Origin of the sequence: Noviherbaspirillum album (assembly GCF_035916955.1) — a bacterium.
GTDB lineage: Bacteria > Pseudomonadota > Gammaproteobacteria > Burkholderiales > Burkholderiaceae_D > Noviherbaspirillum > Noviherbaspirillum album.
Genome location: NZ_JAWIIV010000016.1, coordinates 89,083 through 113,575, shown reverse-complemented (window position 1 = coordinate 113,575; position 24,493 = coordinate 89,083). Strand labels below are relative to the sequence as shown.

General features: G+C 62.9%; 18 protein-coding genes. 11 read left to right on the top strand and 7 right to left on the bottom strand.

Annotated features, from left to right (window positions below; genetic code table 11):
* The first annotated feature begins 106 nt into the window (after positions 1-106).
* On the top strand, positions 107-1,660 hold the full coding sequence (locus tag RY831_RS18675; protein WP_326507893.1) for a transglycosylase SLT domain-containing protein: 1,554 nt from the start codon (positions 107-109) through the stop codon (positions 1,658-1,660).
* 86 nt (positions 1,661-1,746) lie between these two features.
* On the opposite strand, the gene RY831_RS18670 is transcribed toward RY831_RS18675, so the two are convergent.
* From RY831_RS18670 to RY831_RS18655, 4 genes are read right to left on the bottom strand one after another with little or no spacing between them, the layout of a single operon-like run.
* Positions 1,747-3,357, bottom strand: coding sequence for an ABC transporter ATP-binding protein (locus RY831_RS18670; RefSeq protein WP_326507892.1), 1,611 nt, complete (start codon positions 3,355-3,357; stop codon positions 1,747-1,749).
* Entirely contained in the window at positions 3,354-4,397 is a 1,044-nt protein-coding gene (locus RY831_RS18665) for an ABC transporter permease (RefSeq protein WP_326507891.1), read from the bottom strand. The genes RY831_RS18670 and RY831_RS18665 overlap by 4 nt, the downstream gene beginning before the upstream one ends.
* Positions 4,394-5,455, bottom strand: coding sequence for a microcin C ABC transporter permease YejB (locus RY831_RS18660; protein WP_326507890.1), 1,062 nt, complete (start codon positions 5,453-5,455; stop codon positions 4,394-4,396). The genes RY831_RS18665 and RY831_RS18660 overlap by 4 nt, the downstream gene beginning before the upstream one ends.
* Positions 5,456-5,458: 3 nt before the next feature.
* Complete coding sequence (locus tag RY831_RS18655; protein ID WP_326507889.1) at positions 5,459-7,258, bottom strand: extracellular solute-binding protein; 1,800 nt, start codon at positions 7,256-7,258, stop codon at positions 5,459-5,461.
* 331 nt (positions 7,259-7,589) lie between these two features.
* Between RY831_RS18655 and fabI the strand changes: the two genes are divergently transcribed.
* The gene (gene fabI, locus RY831_RS18650) at positions 7,590-8,384 is read left to right on the top strand and encodes an enoyl-ACP reductase FabI (protein ID WP_326507888.1); all 795 of its coding nucleotides are present in this window, start codon (positions 7,590-7,592) and stop codon (positions 8,382-8,384) included.
* Positions 8,385-8,804: 420 nt separating this feature from the next.
* Positions 8,805-10,214: a DEAD/DEAH box helicase gene (locus RY831_RS18645; RefSeq protein WP_326507887.1), complete on the top strand. Its 1,410-nt coding sequence runs from the start codon at positions 8,805-8,807 to the stop codon at positions 10,212-10,214.
* Positions 10,215-10,343: 129 nt separating this feature from the next.
* Here RY831_RS18645 and senA read toward each other — a convergent pair whose 3' ends face one another.
* Positions 10,344-11,531, bottom strand: coding sequence for a selenoneine synthase SenA (gene senA / locus RY831_RS18640; protein ID WP_326507886.1), 1,188 nt, complete (start codon positions 11,529-11,531; stop codon positions 10,344-10,346).
* A 163-nt stretch (positions 11,532-11,694) separates the two neighbouring features.
* On the opposite strand from senA, the gene RY831_RS18635 reads away from it, so the two are divergent.
* Both RY831_RS18635 and leuA read left to right on the top strand, forming a co-directional pair.
* On the top strand, positions 11,695-12,144 hold the full coding sequence (locus tag RY831_RS18635; protein ID WP_326507885.1) for a GNAT family N-acetyltransferase: 450 nt from the start codon (positions 11,695-11,697) through the stop codon (positions 12,142-12,144).
* Between the two features lie 426 nt (positions 12,145-12,570).
* Entirely contained in the window at positions 12,571-14,256 is a 1,686-nt protein-coding gene (gene leuA, locus RY831_RS18630) for a 2-isopropylmalate synthase (RefSeq protein WP_326507884.1), read from the top strand.
* Positions 14,257-14,346: 90 nt separating this feature from the next.
* On the opposite strand, the gene egtB is transcribed toward leuA, so the two are convergent.
* Complete coding sequence (gene egtB / locus RY831_RS18625) at positions 14,347-15,615, bottom strand: ergothioneine biosynthesis protein EgtB (RefSeq protein ID WP_326507883.1); 1,269 nt, start codon at positions 15,613-15,615, stop codon at positions 14,347-14,349.
* Positions 15,616-15,625: 10 nt separating this feature from the next.
* Positions 15,626-16,534: an L-histidine N(alpha)-methyltransferase gene (gene egtD, locus RY831_RS18620; RefSeq protein ID WP_326507917.1), complete on the bottom strand. Its 909-nt coding sequence runs from the start codon at positions 16,532-16,534 to the stop codon at positions 15,626-15,628.
* Positions 16,535-16,853: 319 nt separating this feature from the next.
* Here egtD and RY831_RS18615 point away from each other — a divergent pair, with 319 nt between their 5' ends.
* From RY831_RS18615 to RY831_RS18590, 6 genes are all read left to right on the top strand, one after another.
* A complete protein-coding gene (locus tag RY831_RS18615; RefSeq protein ID WP_326507882.1) occupies positions 16,854-17,546 on the top strand; it encodes an ABC transporter ATP-binding protein in 693 nt (230 codons plus the stop codon).
* On the top strand, positions 17,543-20,080 hold the full coding sequence (locus RY831_RS18610; RefSeq protein WP_326507881.1) for an FtsX-like permease family protein: 2,538 nt from the start codon (positions 17,543-17,545) through the stop codon (positions 20,078-20,080). Before RY831_RS18615 ends, RY831_RS18610 begins: the two co-directional genes overlap by 4 nt.
* A complete protein-coding gene (locus RY831_RS18605) occupies positions 20,080-21,222 on the top strand; it encodes a lipocalin-like domain-containing protein (protein ID WP_326507880.1) in 1,143 nt (380 codons plus the stop codon). The genes RY831_RS18610 and RY831_RS18605 overlap by 1 nt, the downstream gene beginning before the upstream one ends.
* The gene (locus tag RY831_RS18600; protein ID WP_326507879.1) at positions 21,219-23,009 is read left to right on the top strand and encodes an ABC transporter transmembrane domain-containing protein; all 1,791 of its coding nucleotides are present in this window, start codon (positions 21,219-21,221) and stop codon (positions 23,007-23,009) included. Before RY831_RS18605 ends, RY831_RS18600 begins: the two co-directional genes overlap by 4 nt.
* A gap of 176 nt (positions 23,010-23,185) precedes the next feature.
* Positions 23,186-23,980 (top strand): thymidylate synthase, encoded by a 795-nt coding sequence (locus RY831_RS18595; protein ID WP_326507878.1) that lies wholly within the window; start codon positions 23,186-23,188, stop codon positions 23,978-23,980.
* A gap of 17 nt (positions 23,981-23,997) precedes the next feature.
* Entirely contained in the window at positions 23,998-24,492 is a 495-nt protein-coding gene (locus RY831_RS18590; RefSeq protein WP_326507877.1) for a dihydrofolate reductase, read from the top strand.
* The last annotated feature ends 1 nt before the right edge of the window (position 24,493 follow it).

The following is a 24,493-nucleotide window of genomic DNA, read 5'->3' as shown; positions in this document are numbered from 1 at the left end:
GCATCGAATTTCCGATAAATCTTGACGCAGGAAAACACCATTACGTAAACTCCGTCGATTCAACCGGGCGCCCACGCTGCCCTTCATCCACAGCAAGTGAGGACTCATGCATCCGCTGAAAAAAAGAATATCTCGTTTTACAGCGCTTCTCCTCCTCGGCGCCCCGGTCGCCACCCTGGCAGCAGATCTTTCCCTACCGCTCTACAACTGGTCGCAGGTATCGTCGATGGAACGGCCCTACGATCCCGACGATCCCCTGATCCAGATACTGTCGATGGAAGAAATCGACGTCTGGGCCCGCATCCGCAAGGGTTTCGGCATTCCCGACCTCGACAATCCGCTGGTGGCCAGCCAGACGCAGTTTTACAGCTCGCGCCCGGATTACTTCGTGCGCACCACGACCCGGGCGTCGCGCTACTTGTTCCACGTGGTGCAGGAGCTCGAGAAGCGCAACATGCCTACCGAGCTGGCGCTGCTGCCCTTCGTCGAGTCCTCGTTCAACCCGCAGGCGTATTCAAGCGCGCATGCGGCGGGCATGTGGCAGTTCATTCCGTCCACTGGGCGCGACTTCAATCTCACGCAGAGTACCTTCAAGGACGAACGCCGCAACGTGCTGGCCTCGACCGAAGCGGCGCTGACCTACCTGCAGAAGCTCTACGGCATGTTTGGCGACTGGCAGCTGGCGCTGGCCGCGTACAACTGGGGCGAAGGCTCGGTGCAGCGCGCCATCAACAAGGCGCGCGCCGCCAACCAGCCCATCGACTTCAACAGCTTGTCGCAGTACATGCCGCTCGAGACCAAGAACTACGTCCCGAAGCTGCAGGCCGTCAAGAACATCATTGCCGCGCCGGCCGATTACGCCATCGTCCTGCCGAAAGTGGACAACCAGCCTTACTTCGTCACCATTGGCAAGACACGCGATATCGACATCAAGGTTGCGGCCCAGCTTGCCGAGCTGTCGATCGATGAATTCAAGGCGCTCAACCCGCAGTTCAACAAGCCGGTGATCGCCGGCAGCTCGGATACGCAGATTCTTCTGCCCCAGAACAACGCCGAGAAGTTCAAGTCCAACCTCGCCAAGTGGGGCCGTGCGCTGTCCTCATGGACCGCGCACAGGGTCACGAACGCCCGCGAGCGTATCGAATCGATCGCGTCCAAGTTCGGCACCACGCCGGAAGTAATTCGCGAAGTCAACAATATTCCGCCCAGGATGGTAGTCAAGGCCGGCTCGACCTTGCTGGTGCCGAAGCCGGAACATGCGCCGGAAAAGGATATCGCCCCGGAGCTGGTGGATTCGGCAATGATGATCACCGCGCCCGACGTCCCGGAAACGCGGCGCATCTGGGTCAAGGTCGGCAAGAAGGATACGCTGACCGCGATCGCGCGGCGCAACCGGGTGAGCGTGGCGCAGATCAAGGACTGGAACGATCTCAAGCAGGACAAGGTGGCGGCCGGTACCTCGCTCAAGCTGGAAGTGCCGAACCGGCAGGCCGTTGCTGCGTCGTCTAAGCGTCCTGCGCGCGCTTCACCCGCCTCGAGGCAGGCCGCGCAGAAAGCCCCCGTGCGCCAGGTTGCGCGTCAGGCGCCGACCTACCGCAAGGCGCCGCCTGCTCCGTCGCGCAAGACCGTGGCGGACAATACGAAAAAGAAGGCTGGCTGACCACTGGAACATGCGGGCTTATAAAAAATGCAGGCTTCGCGCCTGCATTTTTTCGTCCTCGCGCATCAGCTATCCGGCGTTGATGATCAAACCTCCGCGCCGACCGACGTGCCGGCAGTGCTCAGCGTGGAATAGGTCGACGCCGCAAGCAGCCGCTTCGTGTACTCCTCTTTCGGATGGTTGAGCACATCCTCGGTGCGTCCCCGTTCCACGATTTTTCCATCCTTCATCACCATCACGCGATGCGCCATCGCGCGGATCACCGCGAGATCATGGCTGATGAAAACATAGGCCATGCCGTACTTGCGCTGCAGTTCGGCGAGCAGTTGCAGCACCTGCTGCTGCACCGACACATCGAGCGATGATGTCGGCTCGTCGAGCAGGATCAGTTCCGGCTTGAGCACCAGCGCGCGTGCAATGGCGATGCGCTGGCGCTGGCCGCCGGAAAACTCGTGCGGATAGCGCGTCATCATTTCCGGCGCCAGTCCCACCTCCTGCAGGGCAGCGGCCACGGCATCGCGCAAGCCCTGGCTGCCCAAGCCCGGCTGATGCAGTTCCAGTCCCTCGCCGACAATCTGCTCGATGGTGCGCCGCGGCGACAGCGATGCGAACGGATCCTGGAACACCACCTGCATCTTTGCCCGCAAGGGGCGCAGGGCCGCGCTCTTCATTTCGCTGATCGGATGGCCGATGAAGGAAATGCGCCCGCTCACCTCCGCCGCCGACAGCCTGACCAGCGCCATTCCGAGCGTCGACTTGCCGGAACCGGATTCGCCGACGATGCCCAGGGTTTCATGCGGCTTGAGCTCGACGTCAACCCCGTCGACCGCAACGAACGGGATCTTCTTGAACAAGCCCTTCTTGATCGAGAAGGTGCAGCGCAGCGGATCGGTGGCCAGCAGCGGCATGGCGTCTTCCCTCACCGCCTCCACCATGCGCTTCGGATGGCTGGCCAGCAGCTTGCGGGTATAGGGTTCACGCGGATTGGAAAACAGCTCCCCGGTGTCCGCCGTTTCGATCAACCTGCCCTTCTCCATCACGCCGACGCGGTCCGCGAAGTGGCGCACCAGGTTGAGATCGTGGGTGATCATGAGCACGGCCATGTTCTCTTCGCGCTGCAGCTGGTTCAGCAATTCGAGAATCTGCACCTGGATGGTGACGTCCAGCGCCGTGGTCGGTTCGTCGGCGATCAGCAGCTTGGGCTTGCATGCCAGCGCCATGGCGATCATCGCGCGCTGCCGCTGGCCGCCGGAGAGTTCGTGCGGATAAGCCATGGCCCGGCGCGCCGGCTCCGGGATGCCGGTCTTGTCGAGCAGGTCGACGGTGCGCCGCGCCGCTTCCTTGGCATTGATGCCTTCATGCAGCATCAGCACTTCCGCGATCTGGTTGCCGATGGTGAACAGCGGATTGAGCGCTGTCATCGGCTCCTGGAAAATCATTGCGATGTCCTTGCCCCGCACCGCGCGCATCGCGCGCTCCGGCTTCTGCAGCAAGTCTTCGCCTGCGAACACGATGCGTCCGCCATAGTCGGCATCATGACTGAGCCGGAGGATGGAAAGCGAAGTCACGGTCTTGCCGGACCCCGATTCGCCGACCAGTGCAAACTTTTCGCCGGGCGCGATGCTGAAGCTGACGTCGTTGACCACGGTCGCGGCGCCGAAACCGACGCGCAGGTTCTGTACCTCTAGCAGGCTCATGCCTTCCTCCGCACATCCATCGCATTGCGCAGCGCATCGCCGATATTGGTCAGGAGCAGCAAGGTCATCGTCAGCACCAGGAAAGTCGACAGCGCGATCCACCACGCGTCCAGGTTGTTCTTGCCTTGTGCCAGCAGTTCGCCGAGGCTGGGCGTGGACGGGGGCACTCCCAGCCCGAGGAAGTCAAGGCTGGTCAGCGCGAGGATCGCCGCGCTCATGCGGAACGGCAGGAAGGTGATCACAGGCGTCATGCTGTTGGGCAGCACATGACGCCAGATGATCTGCCGGTTCGACAGTCCGAGCGCGCGCGCTGCCTGCACGTATTCGAGATTGCGGTTGCGCAGGAAGTCCGCGCGCACGTAATCGGACAGGCCCATCCAGCCGAACAGCGACAGCAGGACCAGCAGCAGCCCCAGGCTTGGCTGGAAGATGGAGGCGAAGATGATCAGCAGGTAAAGCTCCGGCATGGAGCCCCAGATTTCCATGAAACGCTGGAACAGCAGATCGGTCTTGCCGGCGAAATAGCCCTGGATCGCGCCGGTGACCAGGCCGAGGATCACGCCGGTGATCGTCAGAGCCATTCCGAACAGGACCGAGACGCGGAATCCGTACAGCAGGCGGGCAAACACGTCGCGTCCGCGGTCGTCGGTTCCGAGCCAGTTCTCGGCGGTAGGCGGCGCAGGATTGGGCGAGGTGGCGAAGTAATTCAGCGTATCGAAGCGATAGCGGTTGATGGGATAGATCGCCCAGTTGCCGTCCTTCTGGAATTGGTCCCGGATGAAGGGATCGAGAAAATCGGCCGGCGTGTCGAAATCGCCGCCGAACACCTTTTCCGAATAGTCGGTGACGATCGGGAACATGGTCTGGCCGTTGTAGCGCACCATCAGCGGCCGGTCGTTCGAGATCGCTTCGGCCAGCAGGCTGATGACGAACAGGATGCTGAAGATGATGAGACTGTAGTAACCCCGGCGGTTCTGTTTGAAGCGCAGCCAGACGCGCTTCGATGGAGACACGGATGAAATCGGCTGGTTTGGAGTCATCGGCTCAGGCTTTCGAATTGCACGCGCGGATCGGCCCACACATAGAGAAGATCGCCGATCAGCTTGACCACCAGGCCGATCAGGGTGAACAGGTACAGCGTTCCCATCACGACCGGATAATCTCGGCGGATCACCGATTCATACGACAGCAGGCCGAGGCCGTCGAGCGAGAACAGGGTTTCGATCAGCAGGCTGCCGGTGAAGAAGGCACCGATGAAGGCGGCCGGAAAGCCGGTCACGAGCGGGATCAGGGCATTGCGGAACACATGCTTGTACAGCACGGTCTTTTCGCTCAGACCCTTGGCGCGGGCGGTCAGCACGTACTGCTTGCGGATTTCCTCGAGAAAGGTGTTCTTGGTCAGCAGCGTCATCACGGCGAAGGAACCGGCGACCGAGGCCACGATCGGCAGCGTGATATGCCACAGATAGTCGAGCACCTTGCCGGTCAGCGACAGCTGCTCCCAATTGTCGGAGGTCAGGCCGCGCAGCGGAAACCATTGCAGGAAGCTGCCGCCGCCGAACATCACCAGCAGGAACACGCCGAGTACGAAACCGGGAATCGAATAGCCGATCAGCACCGCGATGCTGGTGGCGACATCGAAGCGACTGCCCTCGCGCACCGCCTTGGCCACGCCCAGCGGCAGCGAGATGAAATACGTGAGGAAGAAGGTCCATAGCCCCAGGCTGATCGATACCGGGAGCTTGGATTTCACCAGATTCCAGACATCCATGTGGTGGTAGAAGCTTTGCCCGAGGTCGAAGGTGACGAAGCCCCTGACCATCTGCGCGAAGCGTTCCGCCGGCGGCTTGTCGAAGCCGTACAGCGCCTGGATTTCCTTGATCCGCTCCGCATCCACGCCCTGCCGGCCGCGGTACTCGGAGCCGCCTCCGCCGCCGACTTCGCCGGTGCCGACCTGGCCTTTCTTCAGCTCCATCAGCGCCTGCTCGACCGGTCCGCCCGGCACGAACTGGATCACCGCGAAGGTGATGGCGATGACGCCGAACAGCGTCGGGATCATCAGCAGGATGCGCTTCGCAATATAGGACCAGATATTCATTTCTTACCTCGGCTTCTGCTGCCACCAGCTCGATATCACATAGGGATCGGCCGCGTAGTACAGGGGCATCTTCTCCGGCATGCCCAGGCGGCTGCGATAGGCGACCCTGTGCGTGGAGGAGAACCAGTGCGGCACGACGATGTACTTGTGCAGCAGCACCCGGTCGAGCGCGCGCGCCGCGGCCACCAGTTCCGCGCGGGAGCCGGCCGCCACCAGGTTGGCAACGAGCTTGTCCACGGCCGGATCCTTCAGGCCCCATGCATTGTTCGAGCCCTTTTCGTCAGCCGCCTTGGAACCGAAGGTGTCGAACATTTCATTGCCAGGGCTGGTGGTATCCGGGAAGCGGATGCTGGTCATGTCGAAGTCGAATTCCTCCATCCGCTTCTGCACCAGAGCATAGTCGGCGGTGCGCTGGTTGACCTGGATGCCGAGCTTCTGCAGGTTGCGGATATATACGCTGATGATGCGCGACAGCGCAGACTGGTCATCCAGGATTTCAAATGTGAACACTTCGCCCTTGGCATTGCGCAGCGCGCCGTCGCGATACTCCCATCCGGCCTGCCTGAACAGTTCGCGCGCCTGCAGCAGGTTGGCGCGCAGGGAATTCGGCGCATCCGTGCGCGGCTGCAACGGCGCCGGGCCGAACACCTTCGGGTCCAGCATGTCGCGCAGGGGCTCAAGCAGTTTCAGCTCGTCTTCGGAGGGCATGCCCCTGGCCGCCAGTTCGCTGTTGTTGAAGTAGGAATAGATGCGCTTGTACTGGTTGTAGAACAGCTGACGGTTCATCCATTCGTAGTCGAGCGCCAGCCCGAGCGCCTGGCGCACCCGGATATCGGAGAACTGTTCCCGCCGCAGGTTCATCACGAAGCCCTGCATGCCCGCGGCATTCGAATGCTGCAGCTCGCGCTTGACGATTTCGCCGCTTTCGAACTTCGGGCCGATGTAGCTGCGCGCCCAATTCTTGGCGCTGTATTCGACCACCACGTCGAATTCGCCCGCCTTGAAGGCTTCCAGCCGCGCCACATCGTCCTTGTAGAAACGGTAGACGATGCGCCCGAAGTTGAACATGCCCTTGCGCGACGGCACATCGTTGCCCCAATAGTTCGGATTGCGCTTGTAGATGATCGAGCGCCCGACGTCGTAGCGGTCGATCAGGTAAGGTCCGGTTGCGATCGGCGGCTCCAGCTGTATCCTGTCGAAAGAAGTATTCGCGCCCCATTTGCGGGAAAACACCGGCACGCCGCCCACGATCAGCGGCAGCTCGCGGTTGAGCGCCTTGAAGTCGAAGCGCACGGTGCGCTCGTCTACCACCACGCATTCCTTGACGTCGGCGAACACCGACTTGAATTGCGGCGCGCCCTTGGCAAGCAGGGTGTCGTAGGAATGCTTGACGTCGGCGGCGGTCACGGGGTCGCCGTTGTTGAACCTGGCCTGCGGATTCAGCCGGAAGGTCATCGACATGCGGTCATCGGCCAGCTCCATGTCCTCCGCCAGCAAGCCGTACATGGTGGCCATTTCATCGGCGGAACTGGTTGCCAGCGTTTCGAACATCAGGTTGGAGACGCCCGCCGCCGCGACACCCTTCATCGAATACGGATTGAACTTGTCGAAGCTGGTGCGCCGGTCGGGATTGGCGAGATACAGCTCGCCGCCTCGCGGCGCATCGGGATTCACATAATCGAAATGCTTGAATCCGGCCGGGTATTTCGGCGTGTCGTAAAGGGAAAAAGCATGGGCGGCGTGGCTGCTGCCGCTATAGGGTACGGATATGCCGAACAGGATGGAGAGGAGTAATTTGCGCATTCGCCTGGTTGGATAGGTCGGTTCAGCGTTCACGAGACCGGGGTATTGTACCGAAAGGAATTTCCCTGAAGCCGGTTTTCACCGCCAATCGCAGCAACTTGCCCTGCGTTAACTGAATTTTAAGCTTGTAGCATGCCGCGTTCCACTCAAGCTTGATTTCCACCAGACTCCCTGGCGACGGCGATAGTTCGCCAAAAGTTGCTCCCGGGTCCAAGTCTCCCTACAATCTTGCGAATTCAAAAACGGGACGGGGTCCCATCCGACGACGGGCTTTGCACAGGGTGGCCGAGCCGGGCGGCGTAAAATACGACAAATTCAACTGGAGTCTCCCATGGCATTCCTGCAAGGCAAGAAAATTCTGATTACCGGTCTCTTATCCAACCGGTCCATCGCTTACGGCATCGCACAGGCCTGCAAGCGCGAAGGCGCCGAGCTCGCCTTCACCTATGTCGGCGACCGCTTCAAGGACCGCATCACCGATTTCGCCAAGGAGTTCGACAGCGAATTGATCTTCGACTGCGACGTCGGCAGCGACGAGCAGATCAATGCGCTGTTCGCCGATCTCGGCAAGTCCTGGAGCCAGCTGGACGGCTTGGTGCATGCAATCGGCTTCGCGCCGCGCGAAGCAATCGCCGGCGACTTCCTTGACGGCCTCTCCCGCGAGAATTTCCGGATCGCCCATGACATTTCGGCTTACAGCTTCCCGGCGATGGCAAAAGCCGCCCTGCCTTTGCTGAGCAACAATTCGGCATTGCTCACCCTGAGCTACCTCGGATCGATCCGCGCCCTCCCCAACTACAACACCATGGGCCTTGCGAAAGCCTCGCTCGAAGCCAGCGTGCGCTATCTTGCCGAGTCGCTCGGGCAGAAAGGCGTGCGCGTCAACGGCATTTCGGCCGGCCCGATCAAGACGCTCGCGGCCAGCGGCATCAAGGACTTCGGCAAGATCCTCAACTTCGTGAAGACGCATGCGCCGCTGCGACGCAACGTCACCATCGAGGATGTCGGCAATACCGCCGCCTTCCTGCTCTCCGACCTGGCCGGCGGCATCACCGGTGAAATCACTTATGTCGACGGCGGCTTTTCGCATGTGGTGGGCGGCATCGCCGAGCCAGGCGAGGCATAAAAGGCAACGGGCATTATTCATTGCGATTAATGCGAGGCGCCGCCCTTTAATTCGGCGCTTCCAGCTCCATCTTCAATCCATGCTGGAGATGGTCTTGCATTAAAGCATTAAGATGCCTTTGCTGCGGCGCCGAAATTTCTCCGGCACAGGGACGCATTCCTCTGTATAATGCGTCCCTGTGTTTGCAACAGGCAGACACCTTGTAGCACCCGTAGCACCGCAACCCTTTAGCAATAAATCATAAAGCCCTCCCGCCTCTGGTGTCACCATTCTGGACACCGTCCCGGCGCAAAGCTTTTGTGCCGAAATTTCTCAGAACCCATTTCTCAGCTGTTTCGTTGGTTGGCGTTGCCTTTTCAAATACGTTCGCGAACTCATTACGAGTTTGGTCGCGGCGTTGATTTTTAAGAAAGAAACACAATGACTTTTGAAGCACTTGGCCTGCATTCGTCCATTCTCAAAGCCCTGACCGAAGCCGGCTATACCAAACCTACTTCTGTCCAGGAGCAGGCGGTACCCGCAGCGATGCAAAACCGTGATCTGCTGGTCTCCTCCCAGACCGGCTCCGGCAAGACCGCTGCCTTCATGCTGCCGGCACTGCACAAGTTCGCCGAAGCTGAACACGAAGTTCAAACGGGCGCGAAGACGTCCAACCAGGAACGCCAGGCTGCACGCGCACGTGGCGAGCGCCCGCGTTTCCAGCCTGCGCAGCCGAAGATGCTGGTGCTGACACCGACCCGCGAACTCGCATTGCAAGTCACGACAGCAACAACGAAATACGGCGCCAACCTGCGCCGCGTACGTGCCGTATCCATCCTCGGCGGCATGCCGTATCCGAAGCAGATGCAGCTCCTGTCGCGCAATCCGGAAATCCTGGTGGCGACACCGGGCCGCCTGATCGACCACATGGAGTCGGGCAAGATCAATTTCTCGCAGCTTGAAATCCTGGTGCTGGACGAAGCGGACCGCATGCTGGACATGGGCTTCATCGAAGACATCGAGAAAATCGTCGCGGCAACCCCGGAAACCCGCCAGACCATGCTGTTCTCGGCAACGCTCGACGGCGTCGTAGGCAACATGGCCAAGCGCATCACCCGCGACCCGATGGTCATCCAGATCGCCAGCGTGGGCAACAAGCATGAAAACATCCAGCAGCGCGTGCACTTCGTCGACGACATGTCGCACAAGAACCGCCTGCTCGACCATCTGTTGCGCGATGCGACCCTCGACCAGGCTGTCGTCTTCACCGCCACCAAGCGCGATGCCGATACCATCGCCGACCGCCTGAACATCGCCGGCTTCGCTGCAGCCGCGCTGCATGGCGACATGCACCAGGGTGCGCGCAACCGCACGCTCGACGCATTGCGCCGCGGCCAGGTACGCGTACTGGTGGCAACCGATGTGGCGGCTCGCGGCATCGACGTGCCGGGCATCACCCACGTGGTGAACTATGACCTGCCGAAGTTCCCGGAAGACTACGTGCACCGCATCGGCCGCACCGGCCGCGCGGGTCGTAACGGTCTGGCGATTTCGCTGGTGAACCATGCGGAAAACATGAACATCAAGCGCATCGAACGCTTCACCAAGCAATTGATTCCGGTTGATGTGATCGAAGGCTACGAGCCGAAGAAATCGGCACCTGCACCGCGCTCGGCCCGCAAGCCCAGCGGATGGAAGCCGGGCGAAGGCCGTAACGGCAAGCCGGGTCAGCGCAGCTTCAGCAAGCCTGGCGCGGCACCGCGCAAGGAAGGCGGCGGCGGTGGCTTCGGCAAGTCGTCGTCCTCGCGCTTCGCAGGCGACGGCGGCCGCCGTTCCTACGGCGACCGTTAATCCGCCTGGAATTGATAGGTTTGGCTTGACAGTAAGGTGGTTAACACCCCTCTCCCGCCTGCGGGAGAGGGCGTTCTCCGAATTAGGTACCGCCCACAGACCAGGCGGTTTTTTTTCGCCCCTGCATTTCTACAGTACGCAGGTCCGGAAGCCGATGAACATGTTGTCCCGTCCTGGCAGACAGAAGCGGCGGAACTTCAAGGAACGCATGCGCTGTCTGGTCATGACGGAAGCGCCTCGCACCGACTGGTGCGAGATGAAATGCGGCTCGGAGTATTCGCGGTAAGCATCCGGCTCAAAGCCGGGATATGGCTCGAACGGCGAGCAGGTCCACTCCCACAGATCTCCCCAGCGCAGCGCCGGATGGCCGGACATGGCCGCATATTCCCATTCCGCTTCCGTAGGCAGGCGCCGTCCCGTCCATACGCAATAAGCCTGCGCCTCGTACAGGCCTACATGCCGTACCGGCTCATGCCCCGGCAGGACGATGTGCCGGCCGAAGCGATCGCACAACCAATGCCTTCCATCGCGTATCCAGTCGCGCGGCGCGGAACGGTCCTGCAACATGAGCCAGGCACGGCCGTTGACACTCCAGAACTGCGGGTTCTGATAACCGCCGTCTGCGACGAATTCCGCATACTGCGCATTCGTGACCAGCGCGGAGTCGATGGTGAACGCCGGCACGCGGCAGGCATGCGCCCATTTCTCGTTATCGAATACGAAACCGGTGTCCGGAGCACTTCCCAGCTGTATCGTCCCGCCCGGAAAATCAATCTCTCCCTGTGCCCAGTTTGGTATTGCCTGCGCAGGCAGCTCAGGAGGCAATGCAATGCCCAGCGCCTGCAACTGCTCCAGCATCAGCTCCCGCCGCATGTCTTCATAGGCGAGCACCAGCCGATAGGGATAGAGCGAGTTGTCGTCGCCGCCGGCGCGCGAAAGCTTGTCGAGCACGCGGTCGAGCACTTCATGGCAATAGGTTTTCAGCGCGCCGGCGCTTGGCAGCTCCAGCTTCCATCGCATGCGGTGCGCCACCGTATTCGGATCGAACCAGTCGTCGCCCTTGGTCAGCATCGAGGTGCGGTGTGCAGCCGTCGGATCGCTGGACCGCGCGTCGCGCAGCACATACCATTCCGCGAACCAGGCAACATGCCCGAGCTCCCACAGCGGCGGATTGAATTCCGGCCGCGCCGCAAGCTGCACCCCGGTGCCGAAACCGGCAGCAAGAAAGGCTTCGATCAGCGCCAGGGTATCCCTGCGGGCATCCTGCAGGGCGGTCATCAGCTCGGGAGCGGAAGCGGTTCGGAAAGAAACATTCATCGGGTTCGAGGTTGGAAAGATAAGCCAGCCTCTATTATTGGCCGGGCACCGGGCATTTGCCAGCAGGGACGCAAGCGGCGCCGAAAGTATCTGTGTTACCTTCTCGCTGCATCCTCTGCCCTGCCCCTGCCGCAGGCATTGACACAATCAAACCCGATTCGACATGAGTATTTCCACCAGACAGGCCGGTCTTGCCGATCTTGAGCGCATCGCGCCATTGTTCGATGCATATCGGCAGTTTTACGGCCAGGCGCCGGATATCGGCGCTGCCCGCGCCTTCATTGCCGAACGCATGGCTCTGCTGGAGTCGATCATCTACCTTGCCGAAGACGCCACTGGTGCGGCGATCGGCTTCACGCAGCTGTATCCGTCATTTTCCTCGGTCAGCGCGCGTCGGATCTGGATTCTCAACGACTTGTTCGTCGCGGCGCAGGTACGCGGCAGCGGCGTCGGCAAGGCGCTGCTCGCCGCCGCCAGGATGCATGCCGTTTCTACCGGGGCCAAGCGCCTGGTGCTGTCGACCGCCGTCGATAACCCCGCGCAAAAATTGTATGAAGCGCAAAACTATCAGCGGGATACGGGTTTCCATCATTACAGCCTGGAACTTGAATAAATGGCATGCATGCCAGTTTTTGCTTGACAGGGCATTTACCGGTCACCTACATTAACCGGATGTTGACCGCTCACGCACAACTCGCCCTTCACCTACTGCCCGCAGCCACCCTGCTAGCGGCAGCCGCACTACTACGCCTAGCGCGCTGATACCGTCCCCCTCTGTTGTAAGTTCTAGCACCGCAAGCAGCATCCGCACTCCGGGGTTTCGGAGACGAAGGTTGATATTTCCACAGGTCAGCAAACATGCATTTCAAGCGTCTTCCCGCAACGTTCATTTCCGGCGACCTGATCGCGCCGGCGATCTTTGCGCGCGCGCTGTCGCCGCTACCTCTACCGATCGGTTGCCTGGCCATGCGCTAGTGGCAGTCAGGCAGCCGATCCGCCACATCGCCATTCCATTGTCCGGACTTAAAAGGTTACCCAAATGATGTTGCAAAACCCCGCTGCGAAATACCGTCCCTTCCCTCCGATTCGCCTCACCGACCGCACCTGGCCCGACCAGGTGATTTCGAAGCCGCCGATCTGGATGAGCACCGACCTGCGCGACGGCAACCAGTCGCTGATCGAGCCGATGAACCCGGAGCGCAAGCTGCGCTTCTTCGAGATGCTGGTCAAGATCGGGCTCAAGGAAATCGAAGTCGCGTTTCCCTCCGCCTCGCAGACCGACTTCGATTTCGTGCGCAAGCTGATCGATGAGAAGCGCATCCCCGACGACGTGACGATCGAGGTGCTGACGCAGTCGCGCGAAGACCTGATCCGCCGCACCGTGGAATCGGCGGTTGGCGCCAAGCGCGCGATCGTGCACCTGTACAACGCGGTCAGTCCTTCGTTCCGGCGCATCGTGTTCGGCATGTCGCGCGAAGAGGTCAAGCAGATCGCGGTGGCGGGCACGCGCCTGATCAAGGAACTGACCTCGGCCCATCCGGAAACCGAATGGGTGTTCCAGTATTCGCCCGAAACCTTCAGCATGGCCGAACTCGACGTCGCCAAGGAAGTCTGCGACGCGGTGTCCGAAGAATGGCAGCCGACACCCGAGCGCAAGATGATCATCAATCTCCCGGCCACCGTGGAATGCGCATCGCCCAACGTCTATGCCGACCAGATCGAATGGATGCACCGCAATATCGCGCGCCGCGACTCCATCCTCATCAGCGTGCATCCGCACAATGACCGCGGGACCGGCGTGGCGGCGGCGGAACTGGCGGTGATGGCGGGCGCCGACCGCGTCGAGGGCTGCCTGTTCGGCAACGGCGAGCGCACCGGCAACGTCGACCTGGTGACGCTGGCTTTGAACCTCTACACCCAGGGCGTCAATCCGGGACTGGATTTTTCCGATATCGATGCGGTGCGCAAGTGCGTCGAGGAATGCAACCAGCTGCCGGTGCATCCGCGCCATCCCTATGTCGGCGACCTGGTGTTCACGGCATTTTCCGGCTCTCACCAGGATGCGATCAAGAAGGGCTTTGCGCAGCAGCAGCCCGACGGCATCTGGGAAGTGCCTTACCTGCCGATCGATCCGGCCGATGTCGGCCGCAGCTATGACGCGGTGATCCGCGTCAATAGCCAGTCCGGCAAGGGCGGCATGTCGTACCTGCTGGAACAGGAATACGGCTTCAAGCTGCCGCGCCGCCTGCAGATCGAACTTAGCCGCGCGATCCAGCGCATCACCGATGCCACCGGCAAGGAAGTCGGCGCCGGCGACATCTACGATATCTTCCGCAGCGAATACCTGGACCGCAAGGCGCCGTATGCCTATCACGCCCACCAGATGCTGCAGGAAGCCGGCGCAGCGCAGCGCGTGGAAGTAAAGGCCGAGATCGAAAAGGATGGCAAGACCACGACCCTGCACGGCCACGGCAACGGTCCGATCGATGCCTTCGTGCAGGCGCTCGGCATCGACATCAACGTGATGGATTATCACGAGCATGCGATCGGCGCCGGCGCCGATGCGCGCGCCGCCTGCTATGTCGAGCTGCGGGTCAACAACGGCCCTACCCTGTTCGGCGTCGGCGTCGACAGCAACATCGTCACGGCGTCCTTCAAGGCGGTGCTGTCGGCGGTCAACCGAGAGCTCGATTCGGAGCAGTCGCAGGACGCGCTCGCTGCCTGACGAACCCGGCCGCATGAAACTGCAACGCCTGCCGCATTCATCATGCGGCAGGCGTTTTTCATTAGGCGGCCGGGATTCGATCCGGCTTCGTCACAGCGATTTTGCCAGGCGTATGCCGGTGAACTGCCAGCGTGCGGTAGCGGGGAAAAAATTGCGGTAACTGGGGCGCGCATGTCCCTGCGGCGTTGCGCATGAAGAGCCGCGCAGCACGTACTGGTTGGACATGAACTTGCCGTTGTATTCGCCGATGGCGCCGTCGGCGGCCCGGTATCCGGGATAAGGCGCATAGCTGCTGAGCGTCCATTGCCAGCCGCAGCCGAACAGCTGCGACAATGCCTGCCCGTCCTCGCTGCACGTATCGCAGGCGTCGGGATGCAGTGCCGTGCCGCCGAAATCCGCGCAGCCTTGCGACGCATGCTCCCACTCGGCTTCGGTCGGCAGCCGCGCCCCTGCCCAGCGCGCATAGGCATCCGCCTCGAAGAAGGAAATGTGAGTGACCGGGCGATGCGGATCGAGCGGCTGCAATCCCTGCAGCGTGAATTCCTGCCAGGCGTCGCCGTCGCGCCGCCAGTAAATCGGCTGGCACAAATCGTTCGCCCGTACCCAGTCCCAGCCTTCGGACAGCCACAGCGAAGGCTGCGCATAGCCACCGCTCTCGATGAATGCGCGGTACTCGCCATTGGTGACCAGGCGCGAAGCGATGGCAAAACCTTCCACGAATTGCCGGTGGCGCGGCAGTTCATTGTCGAAACAGAAGCCGTTGCCCTGATGGCCGATCTCGACCACGCCGGCTTCGAAGCGCTGCCAGCGCATTTCCGGCGCGGGCCGGCCCGGCTTCCATGTCGCCGGCAGGTAGGCGGGATCGAGGGGATTCATCGACAGCATGTGCTTCACGTCGGTCAGCATCAGTTCCTGGTGCTGCTGTTCATGATGCAGGCCCACCTCGAGCAGCGCGGCAATTTTTTCCCTTGCCCCGCCATCGGTCAGCAGCATGCTCATGCGCTCGTCGACATGGCGCCGGTAAGCCAGCACATCGGCCAGCGGCGGGCGCGTCAGCAGGCCGCGCTGGGGCCGCGGATGCTTGTCGCCGACGCCGTTGTAGTAGGAATTGAACAGCACGCGGAATGCGGGATGGAACGGTTTGAAATTCCGCTCATGCGGTTCAAGGATGAAGGTCTCGAAAAACCAGGTGGTATGTGCGAGATGCCACTTGATGGGGCTGGCATCCGGCATCGATTGCACGCAGCAATCCTCGCCGGACAGCGGTTCGGCGATCTCGCGGCTGCGCTGGCGCACCGCGAGGAAGCGCTCGGATAGATTTGCATGCATGTTCGCGGACGGGTACATGTCTTCGGCCATTGTCAAGTCCTCACGTCACGCGCGCATGGCACACCAGGAACCAGCCTTGCGCGTCGCTCCAGGTCCGTACCGCGCCGAAGCCCGCGCGCTCCAGCATCTGCAGGAAGCCCTGGCGCGTGTACTTGTAGCTGTTCTCGGTATGGATGCGCTCGCCCTGGCCGAACCGGCGTTCGCCGCCGGCCCAGCGCACCGTCAGATCGCGGCGGGCTTCAAGATGCATTTCGATGCGCGAGGCGTCTTCATTGTAGAAGGCCACATGACGCCAGTCGCGCACGTCAAAGTCGGCATCGAGCAAGCCGTTCAGGTGCCGCAACAGGTTGAGATTGAATGCGGCGGTCACGCCCAGCCCGTCGTCATAGGCGGCGTCGAGGATGGGCTTGTCCTTGACCAGGTCGACGCCGATCAGCAGCCCGCCATCGCTCTCGCAGGCGCCGCGTATTCTGCCGAGCAGGCCGGCGGCTTCGTCCGGTGTGAAATTGCCGATCGACGATCCGGGATAGAAGAACAGCCGCTTTTCGCGCCGCACCGCGGGCGGCAATGCCATCTCCGTCGAAAAGTCCATGCCGATGCCGGTCATCCTGATCTGCGGGAACTGCTGGCGCAAGCCGTCGACCGCGCTCCTGAGAAATTCGACGGAAATATCGACCGGCACGTATTGCAGCGGCTGCAGCGAGGGAAACATGCGCGCCGCCTTCGCGCAGTTGCCGGCGCCGAGATCGATTAGCGTGCTGCCCCGGCCAATTGCGCGCGCCATGTCGTACAGGTGCGCATCAAAGATCGCGGCTTCGGTCCGCGTGGGATAGTACTCGGGCAATTCGCAGATGGCTTCGAACAATTTCGAGCCGAGCGCGTCGTAGAGAAACTTGGGTGAAGTGCTCGGCTGGGGGGCAAGCAGTCCGGCAACGAGTTCCGCTCGCATCGCGGCGTCGTCCCTCCGGAAGATTTGCAGGAAACCGTTGTGGTTTGAATCCGGGAGGATGGAAGTCGCCATGAATGGTCGCAAGCAGTTTTGCCTTATAGCAGCTTAGGCGGTGGAAGATGGGCGGCAAGAATTCTAGTTATCATAGTGAAGGACTTCCCGGTCTCCTTGAGGCGACACAAGAATTTCCGCATAACGATATGTGCATCAGGTAGAACCTTGCCCCGTTTCAATTGTTCGTCCCGTTCATCAACAACGCAATAACGCGACAACGCAATATTCGAACAACCAGCCATAACATACCAACATACAGGAATCGATGCTGAACCTGCGCGATGTCACCAAATCCTATGCCAGTGGCCGGCAAGTGCTGAGCAGGCTGAGCTATACCCTGGAGGCGGGTGAGTACGTGGCCATCATGGGAGAATCCGGCGTCGGCAAGTCGACCCTGCTCAATCTCATCGCGGGACTGGATGCGCCCGATTCCGGCCGCATCGAGATCGACGGCACGGATATTTCGACGATGCAGGATGATGAGGCAACACGCCTGCGCCGGGAGAAATTCGGATTCGTGTTCCAGGCCTTTCACATCCTTCCGCACCTGACCATTGCGCAGAACGTCGCCCTGCCCCTGCTGCTCAATCGCGATGCGCCCCGGAGCACCCACGCTACCTACGCCGCCCGCAGCGCCGAGGACATGCTGGCCGCCGTCGGCCTCGCCGGCCGCGGCCGGGACTTTCCGCGCCAGCTGTCCGGCGGCGAACAGCAGCGCGTGGCGATCGCCCGCGCGCTGATCCACCGGCCCAAGCTGATCCTCGCCGACGAACCGACCGGCAATCTCGATCCGGACACGGCGAATGACATCCTGAAACTGCTGCGCGACGAAATCAAGCAGAACGGCTCGTCGGCCATCATCGTCACGCATTCCCATGCCGCTGCCGCCAGCGCCGACCGGGTACTCGAATTGACCAAGCACGGCTTGCATCCTATGGCATTGGGAAGCAAGGGATGAAGCCGGGGGCCATCCCTTCGCTGCGCCGCTGGCTGCTGGCGGGAGAATGGCGCGCGCATCCGGTGCGCACCCTGGTCGCCATGGCGGCGATTGCCATCGGCGTTGCGCTCGGCTTCGCCATTCACCTGATCAATGCCGCCGCCTATAACGAATTTTCCGCAGCGGTCAGAAGTCTTTCCGGCCAGGCCGAGCTGCAGGTCCGGGGCGCCCAGGCCTTCATCGACGAAGCCTTGTACGCCAGGCTCGCCCAGCGCCCGGAAATCGCGCTGGCCAGCCCGGTGCTGGAAGTCGATGCCGTGGTGCCGGCCAGGCGCGAGCCGCTCAAGGTGGTTGGCATCGATGTGTTCCAGGCCGGGGCCATCGCGCCGGACCTGATCGGCATGCCAGCGGAAGACCGGCCCTTCGACACGCTCGCCGACGACGCCGTGTTCCTGTCGCCGGCGGCAATGGAATGGCTGGGCGTGCGCCAGGGGGACAGCCTGCGGCTGCAGGTCGGCACGCAGCCGCTGGAGCTGCGCGTGGCCGGCGGACTGGTGCGCGCCCGCGCCGGACAACGCCTGGCGGTAATGGACATCGGCGCCGCGCAGTGGCGCCTGCAGCGGCTGGGCCGGCTGTCGCGCATCGATCTGAAGCTGACCTCCGGCGTGGACCGCGCCGCGTTCGCCGCGCAGCTTGGGCGCGAGCTGCCCGCGGATATCCTGGTCACCGAACCGGAAGACCAGGAAGCCCGTACCGCCAACATGTCGCGCGCCTATCGGGTCAACCTGAACGTGCTTGCACTGGTGGCGCTGTTCACCGGCGCCTTCCTGGTGTTCTCGACGCAGGCGCTGTCGGTGATACGCCGCCGCGGCCAGCTGGCGCTGCTGCGCGTGCTCGGCATGACGCGCGGCCAGGTGCTGTCGCAGATCCTGCTCGAAGGCGCCTGGCTGGGCGTCGTCGGCTCGCTGCTCGGACTGGCCGCCGGCTACGCGATGGCCGCCGCCGCGCTGCGCCTGTTCGGCGGCGACCTGGGCGGCGGCTATTTTCCCGGCGTGCAGCCGAGCGTGCAGTTCACGCCGGTGGCCGCCTGCGTGTTTTTCCTGCTGGGCACCGCGGCCGCCCTGCTCGGCTGCGCCGCGCCGGCCTGGGAAGCGGCGCGCGCCAGGCCGGCGCATGCCATCAAGTCGGGCAGCGAGGATACCGCCCTGTCGCGGCTGTCGCCGCCCTGGATCGCCCTGGCGCTGATCGCCATCGGCGCCGGAATGACGCGCCTGCCGCCGGTGGCCGAACTGCCCATCTTCGGCTACCTGGCGATCGCCCTGCTGCTGATCGGCGGCATCGGCCTGATGCCGCGGCTGGCGGCGCTGACGTTTTCCGCTTTGTCACGCTTCGCAGGACGGGTGCTGCAAGGCTCGGTGCCCGTCCTGTCGCTGGCGCGGCTGGCGAACGCGCCGAACCAGGCTTCCATCGCACTGGGCGGCGTGCTGTCCAGCTTCAGCCTGATGGTGGCGATGGCCATCATGGTCTCCAGCTTCCGCGTGTCGGTTGACGACTGGCTGTCGCAGGTGCTGTCCGCGGATCTGTACGTGCGCTCGGCGGGAGGCGGCAGCAGCGGCAGCCTGTCTGCCGAAGAACAGCGCGCCATTGCCGGCGTGCCCGGCGTCAGGCGCGCGGATTTCCAGCGGGTCTCGCAATTGTCGATCGATCCTGCGCGCCCGTCGGTGACCGTCATCGCCAAGCCTATCGACCTGTCCGATCCCGCCAGGTCGCTGCCTCTGGTCGGAGAATCGATTCCGGTGTCGAACCCGGGCGGTCCGCCGATCTGGGTATCCGAGGCCATGGTCGACCTGTACGGCCATCGGCCCGGCACGCAGGTCACGCTGCCGCTGGGCGGCCAGGCCCGGCAATTCACGGTGGCCGGCGTGTGGCGCGACTATGCGCGCCAGTCCGGCGCGATCCAGATGACGCTGGCGGATTACCGTCAGATCACCGGCGACCGCGAAGTCAACGATGTCGCGCTCTGGCTGGAGAAAAACGCGTCGCTTGCGCAGGTTACCGATGCGCTGAAAAAGCTGCCCTTCGGCGAGGCGCTGGAGCTGGCCGAGCCGGGAGAGATACGGGCGCTCAGCCTGCAGATTTTCGACCGCAGCTTCGCCGTCACCTACCTGCTCGAAGGGGTCGCCATCCTGATCGGCCTGTTCGGCATCGCCGCCACCTTTTCGGCGCAGACGCTGGCGCGGGCCAAGGAGTTCGGCATGCTGCGCCATCTCGGCGTGCTGCGGCGGGAAATACTCGCCATGCTGGCCGTCGAAGGCGGCCTGCTGACGCTGCTCGGCATCCTTACCGGCTTCGTGCTGGGCGGCGCCATCAGCCTGATCCTGATCTTCATCGTCAATCCGCAATCCTTCCACTGGAGCATGCAGCTGCACATGCCATGGGGCGTGCTGGGTGCGGTGGCCCTGGTGCTGCTGGCGTCGGCGGCGGCGACCGCACTGATCGCGGGAAGACATGCGGTATCGGCACAGGCGGTCAACGCGGTACGGGAGGACTGGTAATGCGACGCACAAGACTGGCATCTTCATCCATCGCGGCATGGCGGCTGCGGCTCGATCTCGCCTCGGCGCTCGCGGTGAAAGCCCTCATCGGCTTCATCGTTTTCACTGGCCTCGTCCCGGCATACGCCGCGCCGCCTCGATTGTCGGCGGTCGAACCGGGGCGGCAGCTGGTCTTCCCTCAGGACTTCGGCGCGCATCCCGGCTTCCGCACCGAGTGGTGGTACGCCACCGGCTGGGTGGAGACGCCCGACGGCAAGCCGCTCGGCTTCCAGGTCACCTTCTTCCGCTCCACCACCGACCATGATCCGGCCAATCCGAGCCGCTTCGCGCCAAAGCAGCTCATCATCGCGCATGCCGCGCTGTCCGACCCGGCGGAGGGCAAGCTGCTGCACGATCAGAAAAGCGCGCGCGAAGGCTTCGGCATCGCGCATGCGAAGGAAGGCAATACCGATGTCCGCCTCGGCGCATGGACCTTCGTGCGCAGCGCGCAGGGCAGCTATGAAGCGGTGGTTCCCGCCGGCGAATTCGAGCTGCGCCTGCGGCTGGAGCCGACCCAGCCGGTGATGCTGCAGGGCGAGCAAGGCTATTCGCGCAAGGGGCCGCGGCCGGAGCAGGCCAGCTATTACTACAGCGAACCACAGCTGAAAGTGTCGGGCACCATAGTCCGGCACGGCAAACCGGTACAAGTCAGCGGCAGCGCCTGGCTCGACCATGAATGGTCGACCAGCGTGCTCGACCAGAATGCCACCGGCTGGGACTGGGTCGGCGCCAATCTCGACGACGGCAGCGCGCTGATGGCCTTCCAGATCCGCAACAAGGACGGCTCGCGCCTGTGGGCGCATGCCGCGCTGCGTACGCCCGACGGCCGGGTCACGCGCTTTGCGCCGGAGCAGGTAAGCTTCACGCCGCAGCGCACCTGGCGCTCGCCGCGCACCGGCGCCAGCTATCCGGTCGCCATGCGCATTACCGCCGGCGGCCAGGCCTTCGAACTGGACCCGCTGCAGGACGACCAGGAGCTCGATTCCAGGCAATCGACCGGGGCCGTCTACTGGGAAGGCGCGGTCACGCTGACCCGCGACGGCCGCCGCATCGGCCGCGGCTATCTGGAAATGACCGGTTACGTGAAACCCATCAAGCTATGAGCGCCAAGGACAGACCGAAAAGCAGTCTCGCGACATTGAAGGGCCTGCTGCCCTTCCTTGCCCCCTACCGTAAGCAGTTCATCCTCGCTGGCATCGCGCTGCTGGTGGCCGCCGGCGCAACGCTGGCCATTCCCTATGCGTTCAAGCGCATGATCGATGCCGGATTCGGCCCGTCAGGGGTACAGGACCAGGCGCATCTGGACATGGTATTCCTCGGCCTGTTCGGCGTTGCCTGCGTGCTGGCGATCGCCACCGCCGCCCGCTTCTACATGGTGTCCTGGCTGGGCGAGCGGGTCACCGCCGACCTGCGCAGCGCGGTGTACCGGCATGTGGTGACGCAAAGCCCGGAGTTCTTCGAAACCGCGCAGACCGGCGAGGTGCTGTCGCGCCTGACCACCGACACCACCCTGATCCAGGCGCTGGTCGGCACCAGCATCTCGATGGCGCTGCGCAATACGCTGCTGTACATCGGCGGGCTGGCGATGCTGTTCGTCACCAGCGTCAAGCTCTCGTCCATCATCCTCGTCATGCTGGCGGCGGTGGTGCTGCCCATCGTTCTCTTCGGGCGCAAGGTGAGAAAGTTGTCGCGCGACTCCCAGGACCGGGTAGCCGATGCCTCCGCGCTGGCCGGCGAGATCCTCAACGCGATGCCCACGGTGCAGGCCTTCACGCATGAGCGTCAGGAAGCCGGCCGTTTCGAGGCCTCGGTGGAACGGGCTTTCCATACCGCGATGCAGCGCATCCGCGCCCGCTCGCTGCTGACCGTGATGGCCATCCTGCTGGTGTTCGGCGCCATCGTGTTCGTGCTGTGGCTGGGAGCGCATGCGGTGATACAGGGCCGCATGACGGCGGGCGAACTCGGCCAGTTCATCCTGTACGCCTCCATCGTCGCCGGCGCCATCGGCGCGCTGTCGGAAGTGCTGGGCGAAGCGCAGCGCGCGGCCGGCGCCGCCGAGCGCCTGCTGGAACTGATGGCGGTGCGCTCGCCGATCCAGTCCCCGGCGCAGCCGCTGCCCCTGCCCCGGCGTACCGGGAGCGGTACGGCCAACGGCGCGGCGCTCAGTCTGCAGCATCTCGGCTTCCATTATCCGTCGCGGCCGCAATCGGCGGCGCTGCACGAGCTCAATCTCGAGATCCGCCCCGGCGAAACCGTTGCGATCGTCGGCCCCTCGGGCGCCGGCAAGACCACCCTGTTCCAGCTGCTGCTGCGCTTCTACGATCCGCAGCAGGGGCGCATCCTGCTCGACGGCACCGATATCCGGCGACTCGACCTGGCGGCATTGCGCGGCGCAATCGGCATCGTGCCGCAAGACACGGTGATCTTTTCCGAGAACGCGATGGAAAACATTCGCTATGGCCGCGCCGATGCCAGCGACGCGGAAGTGATCGCCGCGGCGAAGCTGGCCGCCGCGCATGAATTCATCGAACGCCTGCCGCAGGGATATCTATCCTTTCTCGGCGAGCGCGGGGTCAGGCTGTCGGGCGGCCAGCGCCAGCGCATCGCCATCGCCCGCGCGCTGCTGAAGAATCCGCCCCTGCTGCTGCTCGACGAAGCCACCAGCGCGCTCGATGCCGAATCCGAACGCCTGGTGCAGCGCGCGCTGGAGGCGGCCATGGTGGGCCGGACCACGCTGGTCATCGCGCATCGGCTGGCGACCGTGCAGCGGGCCGACCGCATCATCGTGATGGAGCATGGCCGCATCGTGGAGACGGGCCCGCATGCGGAACTGGTGGCGCGCGGCGGGCTGTATGCGAGCCTGGCGGCGTTGCAGTTTTCGCAAGTCTGAACGCAGGCTTTGCAGGTTTTGAACGGGCTTGGCAATTGTCCGGATGCCTGTTGCTTTCTTCGGGCAGAATGGCTTTGTGCAGGCACGGAGGCCTGCACTAGCCTTATCCGGTTTGATTGCGAAGTCGGGCTCAGGCGAATACATTAAAATACGGTGTCTCCAGGAAACCATCCACCATGCGCCAATACCTCGATTTCATGCGCCATGTCTACGAACATGGCACCGAAAAGACCGACCGCACCGGCACCGGCACCCGCTCGGTGTTCGGCCACCAGATGCGCTTCGACCTGCAGCAGGGCTTCCCGCTGCTGACCACGAAGAAACTGCACCTGAAATCCATCATCCATGAGCTGATCTGGTTCCTGGCCGGGTCCACCAATACCAAGTACCTGAAGGAGAACGGCGTCTCGATCTGGGATGAATGGGCGGATTCCGAAGGCAATCTCGGCCCGATCTACGGTTACCAGTGGCGCTCATGGCCGACGCCGGACGGCAAGCATATCGACCAGATCTCGCAGCTGCTGGACCAGATCCGCAACAACCCGGATTCGCGCCGCCTGATCGTGTCGGCCTGGAACGTGGCCGACATCCCGCAGATGAAGCTGCCGCCCTGCCATGCCTTCTTCCAGTTCTACGTGGCCGACGGCAAGCTGTCCTGCCAGCTCTACCAGCGCAGCGCCGACATTTTCCTCGGCGTGCCGTTCAACATCGCGTCCTATGCGCTCCTCACCCACATGGTGGCCGAACAGACCGGGCTGCAGGTCGGCGAATTCATCTGGACCGGCGGCGACTGCCACCTGTACTCCAACCACATGGACCAGGTGCGCGAGCAGCTGTCGCGCACGCCGTTTGCCCCGCCGAAGCTGGTGATCAAGCGCAAGCCGGATTCGATCTTCGACTACAAATTCGAGGATTTCGAAATCACCGGCTATGAATCGCATCCGCATATCAAGGCGCCGGTGGCGGTGTGAGCGAATCGAGCACATCCATGGACAACAGAGGCCTGATTTCCATCGTCGTCGCGATGGATGCCGCGCGCGGCATCGGCATCGACAACACCCTGCCCTGGCGTTTGAAGGAAGACATGGCGCACTTCAAGCGCACCACCACCGGCCATCCGGTGATCATGGGGCGCAAGACCTTCGACTCCATCGGCAAGCCGCTGCCCAACAGGCGCAACATCGTCATCACGCGCAACGCGGACTGGCGGCATGAGGGCGTGGAAGCCGTTGCCTCGGTCGACGAGGCATTGAGCCTGGTGACCGAGGTGCCAGCCTATGTGATCGGCGGCGCGCAGATTTATGCCGAAGTCCTGCCGCGCACCGACCGCCTGATCGTCACCGAAATCGGCAAGACCTTCCACTGCGATGCGTTTTTCCCGGAGATCTCCAGTAAGCAGTGGAAGGAAGCGAGCCGCGAACAGCATCATTCCGATGAAAACGGCTTCGACTACGGATTCGTGATCTACGAAAGAATTTCCTGAT